At 44.1% G+C, this 20,073-nt stretch carries 21 protein-coding genes; all 21 read left to right on the top strand.

The genetic code is table 11. The features are described from left to right. Nucleotides 1-29: 29 nt before the first annotated feature. Nucleotides 30-1,298, top strand: a complete 1,269-nt coding sequence (locus tag ACESR9_RS04665; protein ID WP_254728769.1) for a competence/damage-inducible protein A — start codon at nucleotides 30-32, stop codon at nucleotides 1,296-1,298. A 120-nt stretch (nucleotides 1,299-1,418) separates the two neighbouring features. Continuing rightward, on the top strand, nucleotides 1,419-2,564 hold the full coding sequence (gene recA, locus ACESR9_RS04660) for a recombinase RecA (protein WP_373105801.1): 1,146 nt from the start codon (nucleotides 1,419-1,421) through the stop codon (nucleotides 2,562-2,564). 87 nt (nucleotides 2,565-2,651) lie between these two features. Further along, on the top strand, nucleotides 2,652-3,050 hold the full coding sequence (spx, locus tag ACESR9_RS04655; RefSeq protein WP_003009108.1) for a transcriptional regulator Spx: 399 nt from the start codon (nucleotides 2,652-2,654) through the stop codon (nucleotides 3,048-3,050). Between the two features lie 136 nt (nucleotides 3,051-3,186). Next, complete coding sequence (locus tag ACESR9_RS04650) at nucleotides 3,187-3,783, top strand: SP0191 family lipoprotein (RefSeq protein ID WP_023919891.1); 597 nt, start codon at nucleotides 3,187-3,189, stop codon at nucleotides 3,781-3,783. Nucleotides 3,784-3,907: 124 nt separating this feature from the next. Further along, nucleotides 3,908-4,174: an IreB family regulatory phosphoprotein gene (locus ACESR9_RS04645; protein ID WP_003002070.1), complete on the top strand. Its 267-nt coding sequence runs from the start codon at nucleotides 3,908-3,910 to the stop codon at nucleotides 4,172-4,174. Continuing rightward, nucleotides 4,174-4,593, top strand: a complete 420-nt coding sequence (gene ruvX / locus ACESR9_RS04640; RefSeq protein WP_023919889.1) for a Holliday junction resolvase RuvX — start codon at nucleotides 4,174-4,176, stop codon at nucleotides 4,591-4,593. Before ACESR9_RS04645 ends, ruvX begins: the two co-directional genes overlap by 1 nt. A 22-nt stretch (nucleotides 4,594-4,615) precedes the next feature. Further along, complete coding sequence (locus ACESR9_RS04635) at nucleotides 4,616-4,921, top strand: DUF1292 domain-containing protein (RefSeq protein ID WP_003001941.1); 306 nt, start codon at nucleotides 4,616-4,618, stop codon at nucleotides 4,919-4,921. 203 nt (nucleotides 4,922-5,124) lie between these two features. Next, the gene (locus ACESR9_RS04630; protein WP_347112919.1) at nucleotides 5,125-6,357 is read left to right on the top strand and encodes a bifunctional folylpolyglutamate synthase/dihydrofolate synthase; all 1,233 of its coding nucleotides are present in this window, start codon (nucleotides 5,125-5,127) and stop codon (nucleotides 6,355-6,357) included. Nucleotides 6,358-6,433: 76 nt separating this feature from the next. Then, a complete protein-coding gene (locus ACESR9_RS04625) occupies nucleotides 6,434-6,844 on the top strand; it encodes an SP_0198 family lipoprotein (RefSeq protein ID WP_024055234.1) in 411 nt (136 codons plus the stop codon). 277 nt (nucleotides 6,845-7,121) lie between these two features. Continuing rightward, the gene (cls, locus tag ACESR9_RS04620) at nucleotides 7,122-8,657 is read left to right on the top strand and encodes a cardiolipin synthase (RefSeq protein ID WP_347112918.1); all 1,536 of its coding nucleotides are present in this window, start codon (nucleotides 7,122-7,124) and stop codon (nucleotides 8,655-8,657) included. A gap of 164 nt (nucleotides 8,658-8,821) precedes the next feature. Continuing rightward, nucleotides 8,822-10,660, top strand: coding sequence for a glycosyltransferase family protein (locus ACESR9_RS04615; RefSeq protein ID WP_347112917.1), 1,839 nt, complete (start codon nucleotides 8,822-8,824; stop codon nucleotides 10,658-10,660). Nucleotides 10,661-10,782: 122 nt separating this feature from the next. Continuing rightward, entirely contained in the window at nucleotides 10,783-12,993 is a 2,211-nt protein-coding gene (nrdD, locus tag ACESR9_RS04610; protein WP_070675890.1) for an anaerobic ribonucleoside-triphosphate reductase, read from the top strand. A 12-nt stretch (nucleotides 12,994-13,005) separates the two neighbouring features. Beyond that, nucleotides 13,006-13,146, top strand: coding sequence for a hypothetical protein (locus ACESR9_RS04605; RefSeq protein ID WP_152904068.1), 141 nt, complete (start codon nucleotides 13,006-13,008; stop codon nucleotides 13,144-13,146). 45 nt (nucleotides 13,147-13,191) lie between these two features. Continuing rightward, nucleotides 13,192-13,692 (top strand): GNAT family N-acetyltransferase, encoded by a 501-nt coding sequence (locus tag ACESR9_RS04600; RefSeq protein ID WP_223325486.1) that lies wholly within the window; start codon nucleotides 13,192-13,194, stop codon nucleotides 13,690-13,692. Between the two features lie 9 nt (nucleotides 13,693-13,701). Continuing rightward, a complete protein-coding gene (locus ACESR9_RS04595; RefSeq protein WP_021154086.1) occupies nucleotides 13,702-14,247 on the top strand; it encodes a GNAT family N-acetyltransferase in 546 nt (181 codons plus the stop codon). Beyond that, a complete protein-coding gene (gene nrdG / locus ACESR9_RS04590) occupies nucleotides 14,213-14,812 on the top strand; it encodes an anaerobic ribonucleoside-triphosphate reductase activating protein (RefSeq protein ID WP_373105796.1) in 600 nt (199 codons plus the stop codon). Before ACESR9_RS04595 ends, nrdG begins: the two co-directional genes overlap by 35 nt. Before the next feature lie 188 nt (nucleotides 14,813-15,000). Then, the gene (cpsA, locus tag ACESR9_RS04585; protein ID WP_373105794.1) at nucleotides 15,001-16,470 is read left to right on the top strand and encodes an LCP family glycopolymer transferase CpsA; all 1,470 of its coding nucleotides are present in this window, start codon (nucleotides 15,001-15,003) and stop codon (nucleotides 16,468-16,470) included. Further along, complete coding sequence (cps4B, locus tag ACESR9_RS04580) at nucleotides 16,467-17,198, top strand: capsular polysaccharide biosynthesis protein Cps4B (RefSeq protein ID WP_373105793.1); 732 nt, start codon at nucleotides 16,467-16,469, stop codon at nucleotides 17,196-17,198. Before cpsA ends, cps4B begins: the two co-directional genes overlap by 4 nt. 44 nt (nucleotides 17,199-17,242) lie before the next feature. Further along, nucleotides 17,243-17,938, top strand: a complete 696-nt coding sequence (locus ACESR9_RS04575; protein WP_373105792.1) for a Wzz/FepE/Etk N-terminal domain-containing protein — start codon at nucleotides 17,243-17,245, stop codon at nucleotides 17,936-17,938. 12 nt (nucleotides 17,939-17,950) lie between these two features. Beyond that, nucleotides 17,951-18,643: a tyrosine-protein kinase gene (locus ACESR9_RS04570; protein WP_023919867.1), complete on the top strand. Its 693-nt coding sequence runs from the start codon at nucleotides 17,951-17,953 to the stop codon at nucleotides 18,641-18,643. A gap of 19 nt (nucleotides 18,644-18,662) precedes the next feature. Further along, entirely contained in the window at nucleotides 18,663-20,039 is a 1,377-nt protein-coding gene (locus ACESR9_RS04565; protein ID WP_155125198.1) for a sugar transferase, read from the top strand. The last annotated feature ends 34 nt before the right edge of the window (nucleotides 20,040-20,073 follow it).

Below are 20,073 nucleotides of genomic sequence, written 5' to 3'. Positions count from 1 at the left end.
AATTACGAATAGTATAAGTAGGAGGCACCATGAAGGCGGAAATTATTGCAGTTGGAACGGAAATTCTAACAGGACAAATTGTGAACACCAATGCTCAGTTCTTGTCTGAAAAATTGGCTAGTTTAGGGATTGATGTCTATTATCATGTGGCGGTAGGAGATAATGAAGGTCGTCTCTTCTCGACCATTGAGACAGCTTCAAAACGCAGTGATTTGGTGATTTTATGTGGTGGACTTGGGCCAACAGAGGATGATTTGACCAAGCAAACCCTTGCTAAGTTTTTAGGGAAAGAACTGGTTTTTGATCCAACAGCGCTTGCCAAACTCGACACCTTCTTTGCCAGTCGCCCTGATTATGTCCGGACGCCCAATAATGAGCGACAAGCACAATTGATTGTCGGTTCAATCCCCCTTCAAAACCGTACAGGTCTCGCGGTTGGAGGTTTGATTGAAGTCGACGGTGTGACCTATGTCGTTCTACCTGGTCCACCAAGTGAGTTAAAACCCATGGTCAACGAACAATTGGTGCCTCATTTGACGACAGGGGAAGAGCTTTTTTCAAGAGTTTTGCGCTTCTTTGGGATTGGGGAAAGCCAGCTGGTTACGATCCTAGCAGATATCATTGAAGAGCAGAGTGATCCGACAGTTGCCCCTTATGCCAAGACAGGAGAAGTAACCTTGCGTCTATCTACAAAGGCGAAGGATCAAGCTTCAGCAGATGCGAAGCTCGATGTCTTAGAAAAGGAAATCTTATCACGCCACACCCTGGATCATCAACCCTTGCATGAACTGTTTTACGGTTATGGAGATGATAATTCGATGGCCAAGGTGGCCTTTGATCTCTTGAAACGGACGGGTAAGACCATTACAGCTGCAGAAAGCCTGACGGCTGGCCTTTTCCAAGCGACTTTGGCAGACTTTTCAGGGGTGTCCAGCATCTTCGCGGGTGGTTTTGTCACCTATAGTCTGGAAGAAAAAAGCAAGATGTTGTCTATTCCAGCTCAAGAGTTAGAGCAACATGGAGTGGTCTCTCATTTTACAGCACAAGCCATGGCTTCACAGGCCCGTAAGTTAACAGGATCCGATTATGGTGTTAGCCTGACCGGAGTTGCGGGGCCAGATAGTCTAGAAGGGCATCCAGCAGGGACCGTCTTTATCGGACTTGCGACTCCAAATGGAGTGGATAGTGTCCAAGTCAATATCGCTGGACGTAGCCGGGCGGATGTCCGCGAAATTGCAGTCCTTCATGCCTTTAATTTGGTGCGCTTGGCTGTATTAAATGGTGAAAATTTGGTATAATGAAGCTTGTGCCAAATGAAGAATAATTCTAAAAATGGATAGGAAATGTGCCTTTCAAATGACGGAAAACGTCGGTGAGTTGCATGCATTTCCTGTATAGTAAAAACATAGGAGAAAAGAATGGCGAAAAAACAGAAAAAATTAGATGATATCTCTAAGAAATTTGGAGATGAGCGTGAAAAAGCGCTCAATGATGCCCTGAAATTGATCGAAAAAGACTTTGGTAAGGGATCGATCATGCGTTTGGGGGAACGTGCAGAGCAAAAAGTACAAGTCATGAGCTCTGGTTCCTTGGCGCTTGATATTGCCTTGGGTGCTGGTGGTTATCCAAAAGGTCGGATCATCGAAATCTATGGTCCAGAATCATCTGGTAAAACAACCGTTGCCCTCCATGCAGTAGCGCAAGCACAGAAAGAAGGGGGCATTGCTGCCTTTATCGATGCTGAGCATGCCTTGGATCCATCTTATGCAGCAGCTCTTGGGGTCAATATCGACGAACTTCTCTTGTCTCAACCAGACTCAGGGGAACAAGGACTTGAAATTGCTGGTAAATTGATCGACTCTGGTGCGGTAGATTTGGTGGTTGTCGACTCTGTTGCAGCCTTGGTACCTCGTGCGGAAATCGATGGAGATATCGGGGATAGCCACGTTGGTTTGCAAGCTCGGATGATGAGTCAAGCGATGCGTAAGCTTGGAGCTTCGATCAATAAGACGAAGACCATTGCTATCTTTATCAACCAATTGCGTGAAAAAGTTGGGGTCATGTTTGGGAACCCTGAAACCACACCTGGTGGTCGTGCCCTGAAATTTTACGCTTCTGTCCGTCTAGATGTTCGTGGAAATACTCAAATCAAGGGGACTGGGGACCAAAAAGATACCAACGTTGGTAAGGAAACCAAGATCAAGGTTGTGAAGAACAAGGTAGCTCCACCGTTCAAAGAAGCCATGGTTGAAATCATGTACGGGGAAGGAATTTCACGTACAGGTGAATTGGTGAAGATTGCAACAGATTTGGATATCATCCAAAAAGCGGGTGCGTGGTACTCATATAATGGCGAAAAAATTGGTCAAGGATCTGAAAATGCTAAGAAATTCTTGACTGACCACCCAGAAATTTTTGACGAAATCGACCACAAGGTTCGGGTTCATTTTGGTTTGATCGAAGAAGACGAAGCAGTGAAAACCCCTGATAAAACTGAAGAAGCAGCTCCTGTCGTAGAAGAAGTAACTCTAGATTTAGATGACGCGATTGAAATTGAAGATTAATTTTTTTCAAAATAGGTCGCTAGACTGATGGTTTTTGTGTTATAATTTAATACGATAGTATTATCGTGTAGCGAAAGGAGTGCATGCATGATTAAAATTTATACAGTGTCAAGTTGCACCAGCTGTAAAAAAGCAAAGACTTGGCTCAACGCTCACCAGCTAACTTATAAAGAACAAAACCTCGGTAAGGAAGGGATCACCAAAGAAGAATTGTTGGATATCCTTACAAAGACTGAAAATGGAGTGGCAAGTATTGTCTCTTCAAAAAATCGATACGCTAAAAATCTAGGAGTGGACATCGAAGACTTGAGTGTCAATGAAGTCATTGACATCATCATGGAAACACCTCGTATTCTTAAAAGTCCGATCTTGGTAGATGACAAACGTCTCCAAGTGGGCTACAAAGAAGACGATATTCGTGCCTTCTTGCCACGATCAGTTCGAAATGTAGAAAATGCAGAAGCGCGGATGCGTGCAGCTCTTTAAAGCGATTGAAAATCAGAAACAATTTGTTTCTGATTTTTTTCTTTTTAAAAATCGGAATGAAAAGCAGTTTACTGCGCCATTTTACGAAATCTATGATACAATATTTTAGAAAACAATAACTAGTAAGGAATGGAAAATGAAAAGAAAGATTTTCTTATTGGGCGCACTTGCCTTGTGTTTGACTGGATGCGGTCAAAAAAAACAAGCGAAAACGCCAACTTCAAGTGAACAAAAGGCAATCCAAGCAAAAGCAGAGCAACTGCAAAAGGATAATAAGAGTATCCTGCAAAAAGCTGAAGAAAATAAGGTCATCACTAGAACCTTTGTTTTTCCAAAAGATGACAAGGGGACACAACAGACGCAAATCGTCACCTATGTGGGGAATACATTTAAAAAGTTGGAGACCATCAATGTGACGGCAACCGATGAGGAGTTGAAAAAAGGGATCCAACAGGTTGGAGTCGAGGAAGCACAAAAGCAATTGAGAGAATCCTTTAACAAGGACGATGCCTTTAAGGAAGCTTTGACAGTGCCAGGTTTCACAGCTGATTTGACCTTGGAAAATGAGAATGAATACAAGGTAACCATCACCTATGACTTTGAAGCGATGGATGTGAAGAAAGCCGAAGGCATGACTTACTTCAAAAACAATCACTTACCGGAGTTGTTGAAGCTGACACCGAGTCAATTTGCGGATAATCTTATCAATGCTGGAGCGAGTGAGCAAAAATAAAAAAACAGTTTAACTGAAATAGCTCAAAAATGCTTGAAAAAGCCGTAAAATCAAGGGCTTGGCCGTTGTGGAAAACTCTTAATTATGGTATAATAGTAATATTCTAAGGAAAGAGGGTGTTCTTGTGGGATTTACAGATGAAACAGTACGTTTTAATCTTGATGATTCAAATCGTAAGGAAATTAGCGAGACCTTGAAAGATGTTTACTTGTCACTGGATGAAAAAGGCTACAATCCAATTAATCAAATCGTAGGATACGTACTCAGTGGTGATCCTGCCTATGTACCTCGTTATAATAATGCACGGAACCAAATTCGTAAATATGAACGAGATGAGATCGTGGAAGAATTGGTACGTTATTATTTGAAAGGGCAAGGAATAGACCTCTAATGAGAATTATGGGATTGGATGTTGGCTCAAAGACCGTCGGGGTTGCTGTGAGTGATCCTCTCGGTTTTACAGCTCAGGGTCTTGAAATCATCCAAATCGATGAAGACAAAAAAGAATTCGGTTTGGAGCGCTTGGCCGAATTAGTGGCTCAATACAAGGTAGACCGTTTTGTTGTGGGTTTGCCGAAAAACATGAACAACACAAGCGGACCGCGTGTGGAAGCCAGTCAGGCTTATGGCGCAATGATTGCTGAAAAGTTTGGGTTGCCAGTCGACTACCAAGATGAACGGTTGACAACAGTTGCTGCAGAGCGGATGTTGATTGAGCAAGCAGATATTAGCCGTAGCAAACGTAAAAAAGTTATTGATAAGTTAGCAGCGCAGCTTATTTTACAAAATTATTTAGATCGCAATTTTTAGAAAGAAAACGAGGAAGAATAGTATGGCACATGATCATAACCACGACCATGAAGAACGTGAATTAATCACATTGGTGGACGAACAAGGAAATGAAACCTTGTTTGAAATTCTTTTGACCATTGATGGCAAAGAAGAATTTGGAAAGAACTATGTCCTTTTGATCCCTGCAAATGCAGAAGAAGATGAAAACGGCGAAGTTGAAATCCAAGCTTATTCATTTACAGAAAACGAAGACGGAACAGAAGGCGACCTTCAACCAATCCCAGAAGACTCAGATGCAGAATGGGATATGATCGAAGAAGTCTTCAACAGCTTTATGGAGGAGTAAAAACATCCAGTGGATGTTTTTACCCTTGCGCTAGAAATGAAGACCGCAAGTAAGTCCAGTGAACGTTTTTAGCCTTGTGCTAGAAACAAAGACCACAAGTAAGTCCGATGGACTTGCTGTAAAATGAGAACGAAACAATTACAAAAGAAAGGAGCGCAAACGTCAGAAGAGGTTTTGTCGCTTTTTTCTTTTAGGAGGAAGATGTGAATAAGATTGAGCAATGGATGAATAGTCGGATCGGCCTGAATTTTCGATCGGGACTGGATCGTATGGAGCAGGCAGTGAGCCTTTTAGGGAGGCCGGATAAGGCATACCCGATCCTTCATGTGACAGGAACCAATGGGAAGGGATCCACAATCGCCTTTCTGCGTCAATTATTGATGGCTCACGGAAAGAAGGTTGGGACCTTTACCTCTCCTCATATGATCAGTATCCATGATCGGATTTGTATTGGGGATCAGCCGATTTCAGATGAAGATTTTACTCGGATTGGCCAAGAAGTCCAACAAATGGAGCAGACCTTGCTTCAAACCCAGGACCAACTCTCTTATTTTGAGATTATCTGCCTCATGGCCCTCTTGTATTTTAAGGAACAAGCTGTGGATGTGGTCTTGCTGGAAGTTGGTATCGGAGGGCTACTAGATACCACCAATGTAGTGACAGGAGAAATCGCAGTGATCACTTCGGTTGGTCTCGATCACCAAGAAACACTGGGAGGGACGATTGCGGAAATCGCCCAGCAAAAGGCAGGAATCTTTAAGAAGGGCAAGAAAGCTGTGGTGGGTCCCTTGTCGGATGATGCCATAGCTGTTTGTCAAGAAAAAGCGAAGCAATTGGATGTGGATCTCCATGCCTTCCAGAAAGATTTTGGCTTAGAGCAGGACCGTTTTTGGAATGAACGTGTGGATCTTGTCTGGCCCTCTCTGGGCTTGAAGGGTGATTACCAACGGGAAAATGCTGCAGTAGCTCTGGAGACCTTTCTCCTCTATATGGAAGGCCTAGATCAAGAAGTAGATATGGATCAGGTCAAGCACGCCTTGCAAGAAACGCGGTGGCCGGGCCGTCTAGAGTTGTTTGGCGACCAGGTGTATCTGGATGGCGCCCATAATCCTCATGCTATGTTGCGTTTGATCGAGTTTGCCAATAGCTTAGCAGGAAAGCGCGTGAAGATTTTATTTGGAGCCCTCAAGCGAAAAGATTATAGCGGGATGCTCCAAACACTTCAAGCGGGATTGCCAGAAGCTGAATTGATTTTGACGACCTTCCATTATGGAGAAGTGGTGGCACAAGGCGACCGACAAGACCTGCCCTATGTAGCGGACTACAAGGCCTATATCAAAGAATTTATGGATCAGAGTTCCCCAGATGAAGTCTTATTTGTCACAGGATCCTTGTATTTTATTGCGGAAGTAAGGGCATTTTTATTAGAGGGGTAAACAATTGACCTAAAAACTTTCTTGGCGTATACTGGTGGTAGATAGTATACGGTTATGGCGAAAGGAGCCGATCTTAATGAAAAAAATCATGTCTATACTGACCTTGGCAGTAGCCCTTTTCCTGACTGCTTGTAGCCAGCAAGAACAAACGCCAAAAGCCTCAAGTAGCGCTAGCTCACATTCATCTGAGACAGTGGCTTCGACCAGTGAAAAGTCAGAGCAGGGGGTGTCCATAGATGGAAGCTATCGAGGACAGGACGAGGAAAATACGATCCTCTTAGTTGTGACGGGTCAAAAAGGCACGTTTACGGTGCAAGATGCTGATGGAGAAGAAGAGACCAAAGAGGTCAGCATTGATCCGGTCAATCAATCCATGCGTATCGGGGATGAGCCTTATCGCTATCGGATCGAAGGAGATCAGTTGTCGCTAGAAGACCTAGAGCAAGCAGAGGATGATCAAGGGATTATCGTTTTGACCAAGCAATAAGGGACGAAACAAGAGAGAGTGGGACAGAAATCGGTAATTCGTTAGAATTCGATTTCGTCGTCCCACCTCCGCACAGTTGAGTAGGGCTGTAAAAGCTGATGAAATCAGCGTAGTAGAGCCCACTCAACCACTGCGTCTTGCTCGACAATCCAAAAATAATTGAGAGGTTAGGACTTCTGTCCCACTCTCTTTTTGTTTGTCTAGAAGGGGTTTGGTTGGTCGTTGCAACGGGTAAAAAGAATTGGTATACTAGTAGAAAGAAAAAAAGGAGGATGCTGTGACCTTTCGAAAATTACGTCTATTAATGTCCAAATATGGATTTAGTATTTTGTTTATGGGCTTTGAACTATGGGCATCCTTTGCGGCCTTCTTCTGGCTTAATAGATGGTTCCCTCATTGGCTATCTGTTGCAGTCATTGGGCTCTTATATGTGTCGACAATCTTAGCTATTGTTAATCGAAATACCCCGCCTGAAAATAAGGTGACCTGGCTCTTGATTGCCGTCATTCCTGTCTTTGGATCGCTTTTATACCTCATGTTTGGAGAGCGGCGTTTGTCCAAAAAGGAAATGATCCAGCTGAAAAATATGGAGTCCATGAAGTTTCGAGAGGACAATAGTCATCAGTTGCGTAAGGAGCTCAAGCAAGAAAGCAAGGCGGGTTATGGCTTGGTCAAGTCGATTTTATCCATGGACCACAATGCGGATCTCTACAATGGGACAGCATCGACCTTTTACCCTCTAGGGGAGGCTATGTATGAGCAACTACTAGAGGATCTAAAAGCAGCGAAAAAATTTATCTTCATCGAGTTTTACATCATTGACGAGGGCTTGATGTGGAACAGTATCCTAGAGATTTTAGAGCAGAAAGTGAAAGAGGGGGTCGAAGTCAAACTCCTTTATGACGATATCGGCTGTATGGCGACCTTGGCTGGGAACTATACCAAACGATTGCGAAAGATGGGGATTGATGCCCATAAGTTTAACAAGGTGATCCCCCGTCTAACAGTGGCTTATAATAACCGAGACCACCGAAAGATTCTGGTCATTGATGGGCAGATCGGCTATACGGGTGGTGTCAATTTGGCAGACGAGTATATCAACCACATTGAGCGGTTTGGTCACTGGAAGGACAGTGCCATCCGCTTGGATGGCCGAGCTGTTAAGGCCTTAACGCGACTCTTCCTCATGAACTGGTACATCAACCGTGGGGAAATCGAGGATTTTGACCGCTACCATATTGAAAACAAGGCAGTCGAAGGCGAAGGGCTCTACATTCCCTATGGGAGTGGACCAAAGCCGATTTACAAGTCGCAGGTCGGAAAGACGGTCTATCAAAATATGATCAACCTGGCGACGGATTACGTCTATATCACGACTCCTTACTTGATCATCGATTATGATTTGACAGAAGATATCCGCAATGCGGCCCTTCGTGGGGTGGATGTTCGCATCGTGACCCCGCATATTCCGGATAAAAAATTGATCCAAATTGTTACGCGTGGGGCTTACTTGGATCTGATGGATGCTGGTGTGAAAATCTATGAGTACACGCCTGGTTTTGTCCACAGTAAGCAAGTTCTTGCCGATGATGAAATGGCGGTTGTAGGGTCGATTAACTTTGATTACCGCAGTTTGGTCCATCACTATGAAAATGCTGTCTGGATGTATCGGACGCCTGCTCTGAAAGAGATTCGGGCGGATTTTGACCATATCTTTGAAGTGTCTCAAGAAATCACTGAAGATACCTTCCGCTTTACTTGGCACCAAAGCTTAATCAAGGAAATTATGCAATTGTTCGCACCGATGTTGTAAATGTATAAAAACGAAAATCAGAGTCAGGAATCGAGATGCCTGACTCTTTTTCCATAGGACTATGTGATAAGAGGCTGACAGGGTCAGCAGAATTTGGTATACTAGAGAAGATAATGGGCTTTTTTCTAAAAGGAAAGAGCAAAGATCTAGAAAAAGGAAAAAGAATGAGCGAAAAAGAGCAAGAAATGACTTCGAAAAAATTAGGGATTCACGTGGGAGATAGTTTTCAGGATACACGTGAAATTCGCGAAGTGCTAGATAAATCAGTCTTTCGTGAAGAAGAACCGACTCATAGCCAGCAGGCAGAAGTCTTGGAGGAGCCGGTTGCAATGGAGGCATCAGAGGAAATTGGTGATGCCAAGCCAGAGGCAGTAGCAGAACCTACACAAGAATCGGAACAGGAAGCGGAGCAACCGCTCAGTCGGATGAGTCGTCGTTCGCGTAAGGCGGGAGTCGAAGCGACAAAAGCGGAAGCATCTAAGGTAGAAGAGGATACGGAAGAGCTAGAAGCAGATGTGACAGTTGAGCCGATCCGTCGTCAATCCAAGCGTCCAGTACCCCTAGCGATTCCTTTTGTGTTGAGTCTCTTGATTAGTTTGCTGCATGTCGGGGTGCCGTTTTTAACCCGTTTTGCAACCAATCAACAATCTCAAAACTTGTATGCTGGCTGGGCTATGACCAAGGGTCAAGTACCGTTTGGTGATTTTTACGGGACCAATGGTCTCCTCTATTATGCGATCAACTGGTTGGGAAGTTTAGCTGGTGGACATTGGATCTTGATGATCCTTCAAGCGATTGCCCTCTTCTTTGCGGGGACTTACCTCTATCGGGTTGTTCGCTTGCTGGTGTCTGATAAAGATACAGCGAAGAATGTCCAGTTACTCTTTTATTTCTTGGTGCTAGGCCTTGGTTTTGGAGGAACTTATGTGACTCTCTTTAGTCTTCCAATCCTATTTGCCAGCATGAATTTCATTTTGGCTTATTTGATTGGGCATCGTAAGGATGAAGGCTTTATCCTTTATGGTGCGATTGCAGCTGTGGCTTTCTTGATTGATCCGATGACCAGTGCCCTGTTTTATTTGTTGGCCTTCCTTGGATTAACGGCCTTTAATATCAAGCAAAAGAGATGGGCGCGTGGCTTTTATCAACTGCTGGCAGCTCTCCTTGGTTTTTCACTCGTCTTTTACCCAATTGGCTATATCACCGTTTTGAATCAGACTTTTGGCTATGCCATTAATCAAGTGACCTATGTCTTTAATGCCTTGAATTTTAGCAATGGACAAACCTTTAGTAATGCCATTTATTATGGACTGTTGGCGCTGGCCTTCGGCCTAGTCTCTGCCTTTTTGATGTCCTTTACCAAGCAAAATAGCAGTGCTCGACGGATCTTCCGCTTTATGGGATGGGCAGGTAGCCTGGTAGTCCTCATCGTGTCTATTGGTCTTCCTGAACAAGGCGCTTACCAATTGTTGCCAATGTTGCCATTTGTTCTTCCTTTGTTTGCGATCTGGTTCTCACGAGATGGGGAAGAAAACGATGGGATCGAACGTCGTGGTCGGAAGAAGAAAAACAAGGAAGTTTGGGCCGCTTACTTTACGAGCCAAGTTTTCTTACCGTTAGTAGCCCTTGTCTATCTGTTGGCGAATCCAGTGGTTCAAGATGTTGTGCTTCAGTCTGGCCAATCCAGTGAACGGAGCGCTATTGCCAGCTACATTAAAAATCACACCAAGTCGAAAGATACCATTTATGCATGGGATGCGACAGCTACTCTCTATCAAGAAAGCGATCGTTTGGCAGCTTCTGCCTTATTGACCCCGACGTCTTATCTGGGAATTAATGAAAATCGGACCAATGTGATCCAACAAATCAATCGGTCTGAACCCAAGTATATTGTGGTCAATAATCAGGTGGAGTTGACCTCCAAAATGAAGGACTTGCTCAAAGAAAATTATCGTCTCGTTGAGAAGAAATACCGTCATTTCAAACTCTATCAACGCTCTTAAGAAAATCAATATCTTGTGTTTTAGAAAGTTTTTTAGAATTTTCACCACAAGATATTGATTTTTATTTTTGGAGTGGTATAATACAACTTGTATGTAAATAAATGAAGAGAGGCATGTTTGGTATGATCACCTTGAGAGAAGAAAAACTGAGAATGGCCCCGGATATTTTTGTTGAAAAACGAGATGGCCGCCGTGTTCAATTCGATGTTGAAAAAATTTATAAAGCCTTGTTGAAGGCGACAGAAGAAGTGACTTCTCTCACTCCAGTGATGGAAGCCAAACTAGAAGCTATTGTCGATCGTGTGATCGCAGAGATCTTGGAACGTTTTCCAAATGGCGTGAAGATCTATGAGATCCAAAATGTCGTCGAACATGAATTGCTTCAAGCCAACGAATATGCGATTGCTGAGAGCTACATTACTTATCGGACTCAGCGGGATTTTGAGCGCTCAAAAGCGACGGATATCAACTTTACGATTGGAAAACTCCTCAATAAGGACCAAGCGGTTGTCAATGAAAATGCCAATAAGGACAGCGATGTCTTTAATACGCAACGGGACTTGACGGCAGGGATCGTTGGTAAGTCTATTGGTCTTAAAATGTTGCCCAAACACGTAGCTAATGCCCACCAAAAAGGGGATATTCACTACCATGATTTGGACTATAGCCCTTATACACCGATGACCAACTGCTGTTTGATCGATTTTGAGGGCATGCTCAGAAATGGCTTTAAGATTGGGAATGCAGAAGTAGAAAGTCCTAAGTCTATCCAAACTGCAACGGCTCAAATCTCGCAGATTATTGCCAATGTAGCTTCTAGTCAGTATGGTGGCTGTTCAGCAGACCGGATCGATGAAGTCTTGGCCCCTTATGCAGAAAAGAACTACCAAAAACACTTAGCGGATGCCAAAGAGTGGGTACTTCCTGAAAAGCAAGAGGACTATGCTTGGAGTAAGACTCAAAAAGACATCTATGATGCCATGCAATCGCTAGAATATGAGATCAATACCCTCTTTACTTCAAACGGGCAAACTCCTTTCACTTCGCTTGGTTTTGGCCTTGGAACCAATCGCTTCGAACGGGAAATCCAAAAGGCGATTCTGGAAATTCGGATTAAGGGTCTTGGATCGGAACATCGGACAGCCATTTTTCCAAAATTAATCTTTACCCTCAAGCGGGGACTCAACTTAGAGCCTGGAACGCCTAACTATGATATTAAGCAATTGGCCTTGGAATGTGCTACGAAACGCATGTATCCAGATGTCCTCTCTTATGACAAGATTGTAGAATTGACAGGCTCCTTCAAGGTGCCCATGGGATGTCGCTCTTTCCTTCAAGGTTGGAAGGACGAGAATGGTGTGGAAGTTAATTCTGGCCGGATGAATCTTGGAGTCGTGACGGTCAATTTACCTCGAATTGCCTTGGAATCTGGCGGAGACAAGGAGAAATTCTGGCAAATCTTTAATGAACGGATGAACATCGCTGAAGATGCCTTGGTTTACCGGGTGGAACGCACCAAAGAAGCGACACCAGCCAATGCACCGATTCTCTACCAATATGGCGCTTTCGGGAAACGCTTGGGCAAATATGACCAGGTAGATCAGCTCTTCCGTCATCGCAGAGCAACCGTTTCTCTTGGCTATATCGGACTCTATGAAGTTGCAACCGTCTTTTATGGTCCAAATTGGGAACACAATCCAGAAGCCAAACAATTCACGATCGATATCATCAAGGATATGAAAGCGCGCGTGGAAGAATGGTCTGACCAGTATGATTACCACTTCTCTATTTATTCGACACCGTCAGAAAGCTTGACAGACCGCTTCTGTCGCCTGGATACGGAGAAATTTGGGAAGGTTCCGGATATCACAGACAAGGAATACTACACCAATAGTTTCCACTACGATGTTCGTAAGAACCCAACCCCATTTGAGAAGTTGGATTTTGAAAAAATTTATCCTGAAGCAGGGGCTTCTGGTGGCTTTATCCACTATTGTGAATACCCTGTGCTCCAACAAAATCCAAAAGCCCTTGAGGCGGTTTGGGATTATGCCTATGACCGAGTCGGTTATCTCGGAACCAATACACCGATTGACCGTTGTTACAAGTGTGATTTTGAAGGAGACTTCACGCCGACTGAGCGCGGATTTGCTTGTCCAAACTGTGGCAATAGCGATCCTAAAACGGTTGATGTGGTCAAACGGACCTGTGGTTATCTAGGAAACCCACAAGCTCGCCCCATGGTCAATGGACGACATAAAGAAATCGCTGCGCGGGTCAAACACATGAATGGGTCCACGATTAAATCAGCTGGACACCAAGTAACAGATTAGAAAAGGAAGATTATGGGAAAATACCAACTAGACGATAAGGGCAAGGCCCAGGTTCAACGATTCCACGAAAAACATTCGACAGGTGGAATCAATAAAAAAGACCAGGTGGCCAGCCTGAGAGAGCAATTTTTAAAAAAGGCTAAGAAAAAATAAAAGTGAGAGTTCGCTCTCGCTTTTCTCGTATGGGGGGAGGTAAAGATGGAATTACGTAGACCAACATTAGCAGATAAAGAAACTGTATTAGACATGATGGCAGAGTTTGAAGCGAATCAATCAGCTCACGATGGCGGATTTTGGGATGCTGAGAATTTTGTTTATGAAGAGTGGTTGGAAAGTAATCAGAATCATGAAATGGGGATTAATTTGCCTGAAGGGTGGGTGCCTGATATTCAGTTAGTTGCTTTTTCGAGAGATGGACAAGCCGTAGGGTTTCTCAATCTGAGATTGCGTCTTAGTGACTATTTGCTGGAGGTAGGTGGTCATATTGGTTATTCCATCCGTCCCTCTGCGCGTGGGAAAGGATTGGCAAAAGAGCAACTGCGACAAGGCTTGCAAGTAGCTAGAAGTAAAAATATAAAGCGAGTCCTAGTGACTTGCGATTGTGATAATGCTGCCAGTCGAGCAGTGATTCTGGCTAATGCCGGAGCTTTAGAGGATGTTCGAGGCGGAAAAGAGCGCTACTGGATTGATGTCGATTAAGGAGGAAGCATGGAGCTAAGACGACCAACTTTAGAAGATAAAGACGCGATTTTAGAGATGATTGCTGAGTTCGATGCTGCAAAATCCTATATGCACGGTGGCATGGGCTCCACTTGGAAGCGAGCAAAGGATTTTGCGGATTGGTTGCGAATTGTAGAGCAGCAGGAGGATACTGAGAATCTGCCAGAAGGCTGGGTTCCTACCATTCAATTTTTATCCTTTGATGAGACTGGCTACCCTCTGGGCTTTTTAGCCCTGCGCTTGTCCTTGAATGACAAATTATTTGTAGAGGGTGGTCACATTGGCTATTCCATCCGGCCCAGTCAACGCAGAAAGGGCTTGGCTAAGTTGCAGCTAGAGCTAGGATTAGCAGAGGCTCGAAAGCAAGGATTGGAACGAGTACTGATTACCTGTGATGAAGACAACGAAGCCAGTCGTCGCACCATTCTCTCTGCTGGCGGTGTTTACGAAAACACAATCGACAGAAGTCAGCGCTACTGGATTGATTTGGAGGATGAAGATGAACAATCCCAAACCTCAAGAATGGAAAAGTGAGGAGCTGAGTAAAGGGCGAATCATTGACTATAAGGCCTTTAACTTTGTAGATGGAGAAGGAGTGCGCAACTCCCTTTACGTGGCCGGTTGCATGTTTCACTGTGAGGGCTGTTACAATGTAGCGACCTGGTCTTTCAATGCAGGCATTCCTTATACCAAAGAATTGGAAGAGCAGATCATGGAAGATCTGGCCCAACCCTATGTCCAAGGCCTGACCCTGCTTGGGGGAGAGCCATTTCTTAATACCGGTATTCTTTTACCCCTTGTAAAACGTATTCGGAAAGAATTGCCAGAAAAAGATATTTGGTCATGGACCGGCTACACTTGGGAAGAAATGATGTTAGAAACGCCTGATAAACTGGAGCTCTTGTCGCTGATTGATATCCTGGTCGATGGACGCTATGATAAAAGCAAGCGCAACCTCATGTTGCAGTTCCGTGGGTCTTCCAACCAGCGGATTATTGATGTTCAAAAATCATTGAAAGAAGGAAGGGTTGTCATCTGGGACAAGCTCAATGATGGCAAGGAAAGTTTTGAGCAAGTCAAGCGGGATGATCTTTTGTAGGATCTTCAAAAACCGGGTGTTTCACCCGTTTTTTTTGGATTCTCTGCATAAGTATACAAGGGATTTTTGCTTGTTTTAGAAAGCGCTTACTTTCCGAATGTCCATAACGGACAAAAAAGTGATAATTAATGCATTTTTTGCTAAAAATATGTTACAATAAATATGATTAGGACTAATTGGAGGTATTTATGTCACAAAGGAGACGGAGTCGTCGTTCAGAGCATAAGTGGGGGCAATTGCGAATCGTTAATTCCGTATTGCTTATTTTTTTGCTTATGACCGCGAGTTGGGCGACCTATACCATGTTGGCCAATAACATCTTGGCTTTTCGCTATGTCAATGTTCTCGTGATTGCACTATTAACTGTTCTCTTGCTCTTGTCAGCTTGGTTTGTGATCAAAAATCAGGCTAAAAAGACAACTTTGGTCCTGCTTCTTGTCGGATTATTGGCTAGTTCAGGAGTTTTGTTTGCTAGTCAACAGCTGCTAAATCTGACGAGTAATGTCAATGGCCACTCTAACTATACAGAGTTTGAGATGGCTGTCTATGTCAAGAAAGACAGTGACATCAAAGACATCAAAGAAATCAAGGAAGTGGTGGCACCAAAGGGCAACAATAATGAAGCCAATCTCACGGCCCTCTTGGACAATATCAAAAAGACCAAGGGTCAGGAAATTTCTGTAGTGGATGCACCGACTTATCTAGATGCCTATAAGAGCCTGCAAGAAGGGAATGCTTCTGCCATGGTGCTCAACAGTACCTTTGAAGATACTATCGCTGCTGAAGATGCCGACTATGCGAAGAAGTTGAAGAAAATCTATTCCTACAAGATTCGAAAAGAAGTGGCAGCAACGAGCAAGGTGTCTGCCAATGCGGATGTCTTTAACATCTATGTCAGCGGGATCGATACCTATGGGCCGGTAACCTCGGTTTCTCGTTCAGATGTCAATATCATCATGACGGTCAATCGGAAGACCAAGCAAGTCCTATTGACAACGACACCACGGGATGCCTATGTACCGATTGCAGATGGTGGTAACAACCAAAATGATAAGTTGACCCACGCGGGGATCTACGGAGTGGATGCTTCGATCCATACCCTTGAGAATCTCTATGATATCAAGCTCAACTACTACGTTCGTCTCAATTTCACCTCCTTCCTCAAGTTGATTGACCTTCTAGGGGGAATCGATGTGGAAAATGACCAAGAATTCACGAGCCTTCATGGCAAGTTCCATTTCCCAGTTGGAAAGGTCCATTTGAATTCAGAGCAAGCACTCGGTTTTGTTCGCGAACGCTACTCACTCCAAGGTGGCGACAATGACCGTGGGAAAAACCAAGAAAAAGTCATTGCGGCCATTATCAAAAAGTTGACCTCTACTAAGGTCTTGAGTAACTACAATGAGATTATCGGAAACCTCCAAGATTCTGTCCAAACCAATATGCAGTTGCCAACTATGATGAACTTGATCAATACCCAGCTAGAAACGGGTGGTTCTTATGAGGTGACTTCACAAGCGATCACCGGTCAAGGACGAAATGACTTGCCATCTTATGCCATGCCTGGTTACAACCTCTATGTCATGGAGTTGGATCAAGCGAGCTTGACCAAGGCTAAGGAAACCATTCAAAAAGTAATGGAAGGAAAAGAAAAATGATTGATATCCATTCGCACATCGTCTTTGATGTGGATGATGGACCAAAGACAAAAGAAGATACGCGTGCCTTATTGGAAGAAAGCTATCGCCAAGGGGTGCGGACCATTATCTCCACTTCTCATCGTCGCAAGGGGATGTTTGAAACTCCCGAAGAAAAGATTTCTGAAAATTTTCAAGAAGTGAAAAAAATTGCGGCAGAGGTCGCGCCAGATTTGACGATTCATTACGGGGCAGAGATCTACTTTACTAATGATGTCTTGAAAAAACTGGAAGAAAAGATCATTCCGCGTTTAGCTGAGACGCGCTTTGCTCTGATTGAATTCAGTATGGGAACGCCTTACAAGGAGATTCATACCGCCTTGGACCGTTTGCTCCATCTAGGTGTGACACCAGTGGTGGCCCATATCGAGCGCTACAAGTGCTTGGAGAAAAATGAGGAGCGCGTGCAAGAGATGATTGACATGGGCTGCTACATGCAGATCAATAGTTCCAGTGTTCTCAAGCCTCGCCTCTTTGGGGATGAACAAAAACAACTCAAAAAACGAGCTCGGTACTTCTTAGAAAAAGACTTGGTGCACTTTGTTGCCAGTGATATGCACAATGTGGATAAACGACCGCCTTATATGGCAGAAGCCTATCGCTTGATCAAGGAAGAATACGGAGAACGACGAGCACAAGCTCTCTTTGTCAGCAATCAAGAACTCTTGTTAGCGGATGAATTAATCTAACCATGAAACAGGTGGAGAGATCCACACGAAGGAGTAATTAGGAAATGAACAATCAAGAAAATCAAGCAGTGGAAATTGATGTTTTCGCTATGCTGAAGACCCTATGGAAACGCAAGTTTTCGATCGTTTTGGTCGCTCTTGTCTTTGCTATCGCAGCATTTGGCTATAGTGCATTTTTAGCTAAGAAAGAATACCAAAGTACTAGCCGGATCTATGTGGTCAGTCGTCAAAACCAAGACAACAATGCCTTGACAAACTCTGATTTGCAGGCTGGTTCTTACTTGGTTAAGGACTACCGTGAGATCATTCTTTCTCAAAATGTCTTGACGCAAGCCATCGAAGAATTGAAACTTGATCTGACACCGGCTGAGTTGTCCAAAAAGATCAGTGTGTCTGTTCCGACAGATACTCGTATCCTTTCGATTACGGCTAAAGATGGAGATCCAAAAGAAGCGGCTCGTATCGCCAACGGCCTTCGCAATGTAGCGGCTGAAAAAATCATCTCTGTAACCAAGGTATCAGATGTCACGACTTTGGATGAGGCAGAAGTTCCACAATCACCTTCTTCACCAAATATCCGACGCAATGTCCTTCTTGGCTTCATTGCTGGAGCAGGCCTCATGGTGGTTCTCATGGTCGTAGTAGAAGTCTTGGACGATCGTGTCAAGAGACCAGAGGATATCGAAGAATTGATGGGCTTAACCCTACTTGGTATTGTGCCAGATATTAAGAAACTGTAGACTGGGGATCGCATGAATACGTTAGAAATTTCAAAAAACAAATTACAAGAAATTCGGAAGGCAGAAGAGTACTTCAATGCCCTTGCGACGAATATCCAATTGAGTGGGGTGGACTTAAAAGTCATCGCCATCTCATCTGTTCAAGAAAATGAAGGAAAATCAACCACTTCAACCAACTTGGCCGTTGCCTTTGCGCGTGCGGGTTACAAGACCCTTTTGGTTGACTGTGACATCCGTAACTCTGTCATGACAGGGGTTTTCCGTAGCCGGGATAAGATCCAAGGCTTGACCGACTTCTTATCTGGTCGTAGCCAATTGGACCAAATCTTGTATGCGACTGATTTTCCAAACTTGGATATCATCGAGTCTGGACAGGTAGCGCCAAACCCAACAGGTCTCTTGCAAAGCAAGAACTTCACTGTGATGATGGATGCCTTGCGTGAGCATTTTGACTACATCATTGTCGATACGCCTCCAATCGGGGTCGTGATTGATGCGGCCATTATCGCCCAACGCTGTGATGGAACTGTCTTGATCACAGAATCTGGTGCCAATGGACGCAAGGCTGTCCAAAAGGCTAAGGAACAATTAGAACAAACAGGCACCCCTTTCTTAGGAGTCGTGCTCAATAAATTTAACATTAAAGCTGCTGAGTATGGTTCATACGGTGGATATGGATCTTACGGAGAGTACGGGAAAAAGTAAAGAATAGGATCGAGGGAAAATGGGAGAAGAAAGAATCGAACTGGAAAAATTAAATATTGTTCTCTTTCAAAGTTTAGCTGTCCTATTTTCGGCTTACATTGTGAGTCTTTTTAAGGATGCAGAATACACGTCGCAGACAATTGCCATTCTCTATCTCTTGCATTTTGTATCCTTTTACATTAGCAATATTGCCTATCGTTTTTATAGCAGAGGCTATCTAGATGAGCTCTTTCAGGTCTTGAAATACAATGTATTTTTCGCTGTTGGGATCACCTTTACCTCTTTTATGCTCGATGGGGTCTTTTCCATCTCTCGTCGGGGGATGATCTACTTCTTTCTTTTCAATACGTTTTCCGTCTATATCATGGATCTCTTGCTCAAGAGATACCGGAAGTCTGTTTCGCCACGACGGAAAAGTTCGCGAAAGATTTTCTTGATCACAGCGACCAGTCGGATGGAAAAGGTATTTGATATTCTGCATTCACCTAGCCTCTATCATGGGGAACTGATTGGTGTCACTGTCATGGATGATACGGATTTTACCCATTCGGGTGTACGGGTGGTGCAGCCGGATCAAATGATGAACTTTGTGACCAAGGAAGTGGTGGATGAAGTGTTTATCAATCTGCCAAGTGAGGACTACAATATTAGTGATTTCGTCTCGGAGTTTGAGAGTATGGGGATCGATGTATCGGTCAATCTCAATGCCTTTAACTTCGCTTCCTTGGGCAATAAACGGGTTCGAGAAGTCGGGGGACTAAGTGTCGTCACTTTCTCAACCAATTTCTATAAACCAAGTCACGTCTTTGCTAAACGTCTCTTAGATGTTGTAGGCGCCCTCTTTGGTCTCTTGATTTGTGGACTAGTGAGTATCGTTTTGGTCCCTCTAATCCGCAAAGATGGTGGACCTGCTTTCTTTGTACAGAAGCGGGTCGGAAAGAACGGACGGTATTTTAACTTCTATAAATTCCGCTCTATGCGCGTGGATGCCGAAGAGATTAAAAAAGATCTGATGGCGCAAAACACCATGACTGGTGGGATGTTTAAGATGGAAAACGATCCACGGGTAACACCAATCGGACGCTTTATCCGTAAGACCAGTCTGGATGAATTGCCACAATTTTACAATGTTCTGATCGGCGATATGAGTCTAGTCGGAACTCGTCCTCCAACGGTAGACGAATACCAAGACTATACGCCAGCCCAAAAACGCCGCCTCAGCTTCAAGCCCGGGATTACAGGCCTTTGGCAAGTGAGCGGACGCAGTGAGATTACAGATTTTGACGAAGTGGTCAAACTCGACGTTGCATACATGGATGGTTGGACGATCTGGAGAGATATTCAGATCCTGCTCAAGACCGTGAAGGTTGTACTTAGAAAAGAAGGAGCGAAGTAGGAAAATGCCTACTTCGTCCTTTCCATGTTAGGAG

It is taken from the genome of Streptococcus parasanguinis (genome assembly GCF_964238605.1).
Lineage (GTDB): Bacteria > Bacillota > Bacilli > Lactobacillales > Streptococcaceae > Streptococcus > Streptococcus parasanguinis_AJ.
Note: the sequence above shows the minus strand (reverse complement) of the source record. Positions and strands in the feature narration are given on the sequence as shown.

Excerpts from the sequence above, each read along its gene's own strand:
- recA (WP_373105801.1), top strand. The coding sequence starts at position 1,419 with ATGGCGAAAAAACAGAAAAAATTAGATGATATCTCTAAGAAATTTGGA.
- ACESR9_RS04650 (WP_023919891.1), top strand. The coding sequence starts at position 3,187 with ATGAAAAGAAAGATTTTCTTATTGGGCGCACTTGCCTTGTGTTTGACT.
- ACESR9_RS04570 (WP_023919867.1), top strand. The coding sequence starts at position 17,951 with ATGAATACGTTAGAAATTTCAAAAAACAAATTACAAGAAATTCGGAAG.
- nrdD (WP_070675890.1), top strand. The coding sequence starts at position 10,783 with ATGATCACCTTGAGAGAAGAAAAACTGAGAATGGCCCCGGATATTTTT.
- ACESR9_RS04575 (WP_373105792.1), top strand. The coding sequence starts at position 17,243 with ATGAACAATCAAGAAAATCAAGCAGTGGAAATTGATGTTTTCGCTATG.
- ruvX (WP_023919889.1), top strand. The coding sequence starts at position 4,174 with ATGAGAATTATGGGATTGGATGTTGGCTCAAAGACCGTCGGGGTTGCT.
- ACESR9_RS04635 (WP_003001941.1), top strand. The coding sequence starts at position 4,616 with ATGGCACATGATCATAACCACGACCATGAAGAACGTGAATTAATCACA.
- ACESR9_RS04615 (WP_347112917.1), top strand. The coding sequence starts at position 8,822 with ATGAGCGAAAAAGAGCAAGAAATGACTTCGAAAAAATTAGGGATTCAC.
- ACESR9_RS04600 (WP_223325486.1), top strand. The coding sequence starts at position 13,192 with ATGGAATTACGTAGACCAACATTAGCAGATAAAGAAACTGTATTAGAC.
- cps4B (WP_373105793.1), top strand. The coding sequence starts at position 16,467 with ATGATTGATATCCATTCGCACATCGTCTTTGATGTGGATGATGGACCA.
- ACESR9_RS04625 (WP_024055234.1), top strand. The coding sequence starts at position 6,434 with ATGAAAAAAATCATGTCTATACTGACCTTGGCAGTAGCCCTTTTCCTG.
- ACESR9_RS04565 (WP_155125198.1), top strand. The coding sequence starts at position 18,663 with ATGGGAGAAGAAAGAATCGAACTGGAAAAATTAAATATTGTTCTCTTT.
- nrdG (WP_373105796.1), top strand. The coding sequence starts at position 14,213 with ATGAACAATCCCAAACCTCAAGAATGGAAAAGTGAGGAGCTGAGTAAA.
- cpsA (WP_373105794.1), top strand. The coding sequence starts at position 15,001 with ATGTCACAAAGGAGACGGAGTCGTCGTTCAGAGCATAAGTGGGGGCAA.
- spx (WP_003009108.1), top strand. The coding sequence starts at position 2,652 with ATGATTAAAATTTATACAGTGTCAAGTTGCACCAGCTGTAAAAAAGCA.
- ACESR9_RS04665 (WP_254728769.1), top strand. The coding sequence starts at position 30 with ATGAAGGCGGAAATTATTGCAGTTGGAACGGAAATTCTAACAGGACAA.
- ACESR9_RS04605 (WP_152904068.1), top strand. The coding sequence starts at position 13,006 with ATGGGAAAATACCAACTAGACGATAAGGGCAAGGCCCAGGTTCAACGA.
- ACESR9_RS04595 (WP_021154086.1), top strand. The coding sequence starts at position 13,702 with ATGGAGCTAAGACGACCAACTTTAGAAGATAAAGACGCGATTTTAGAG.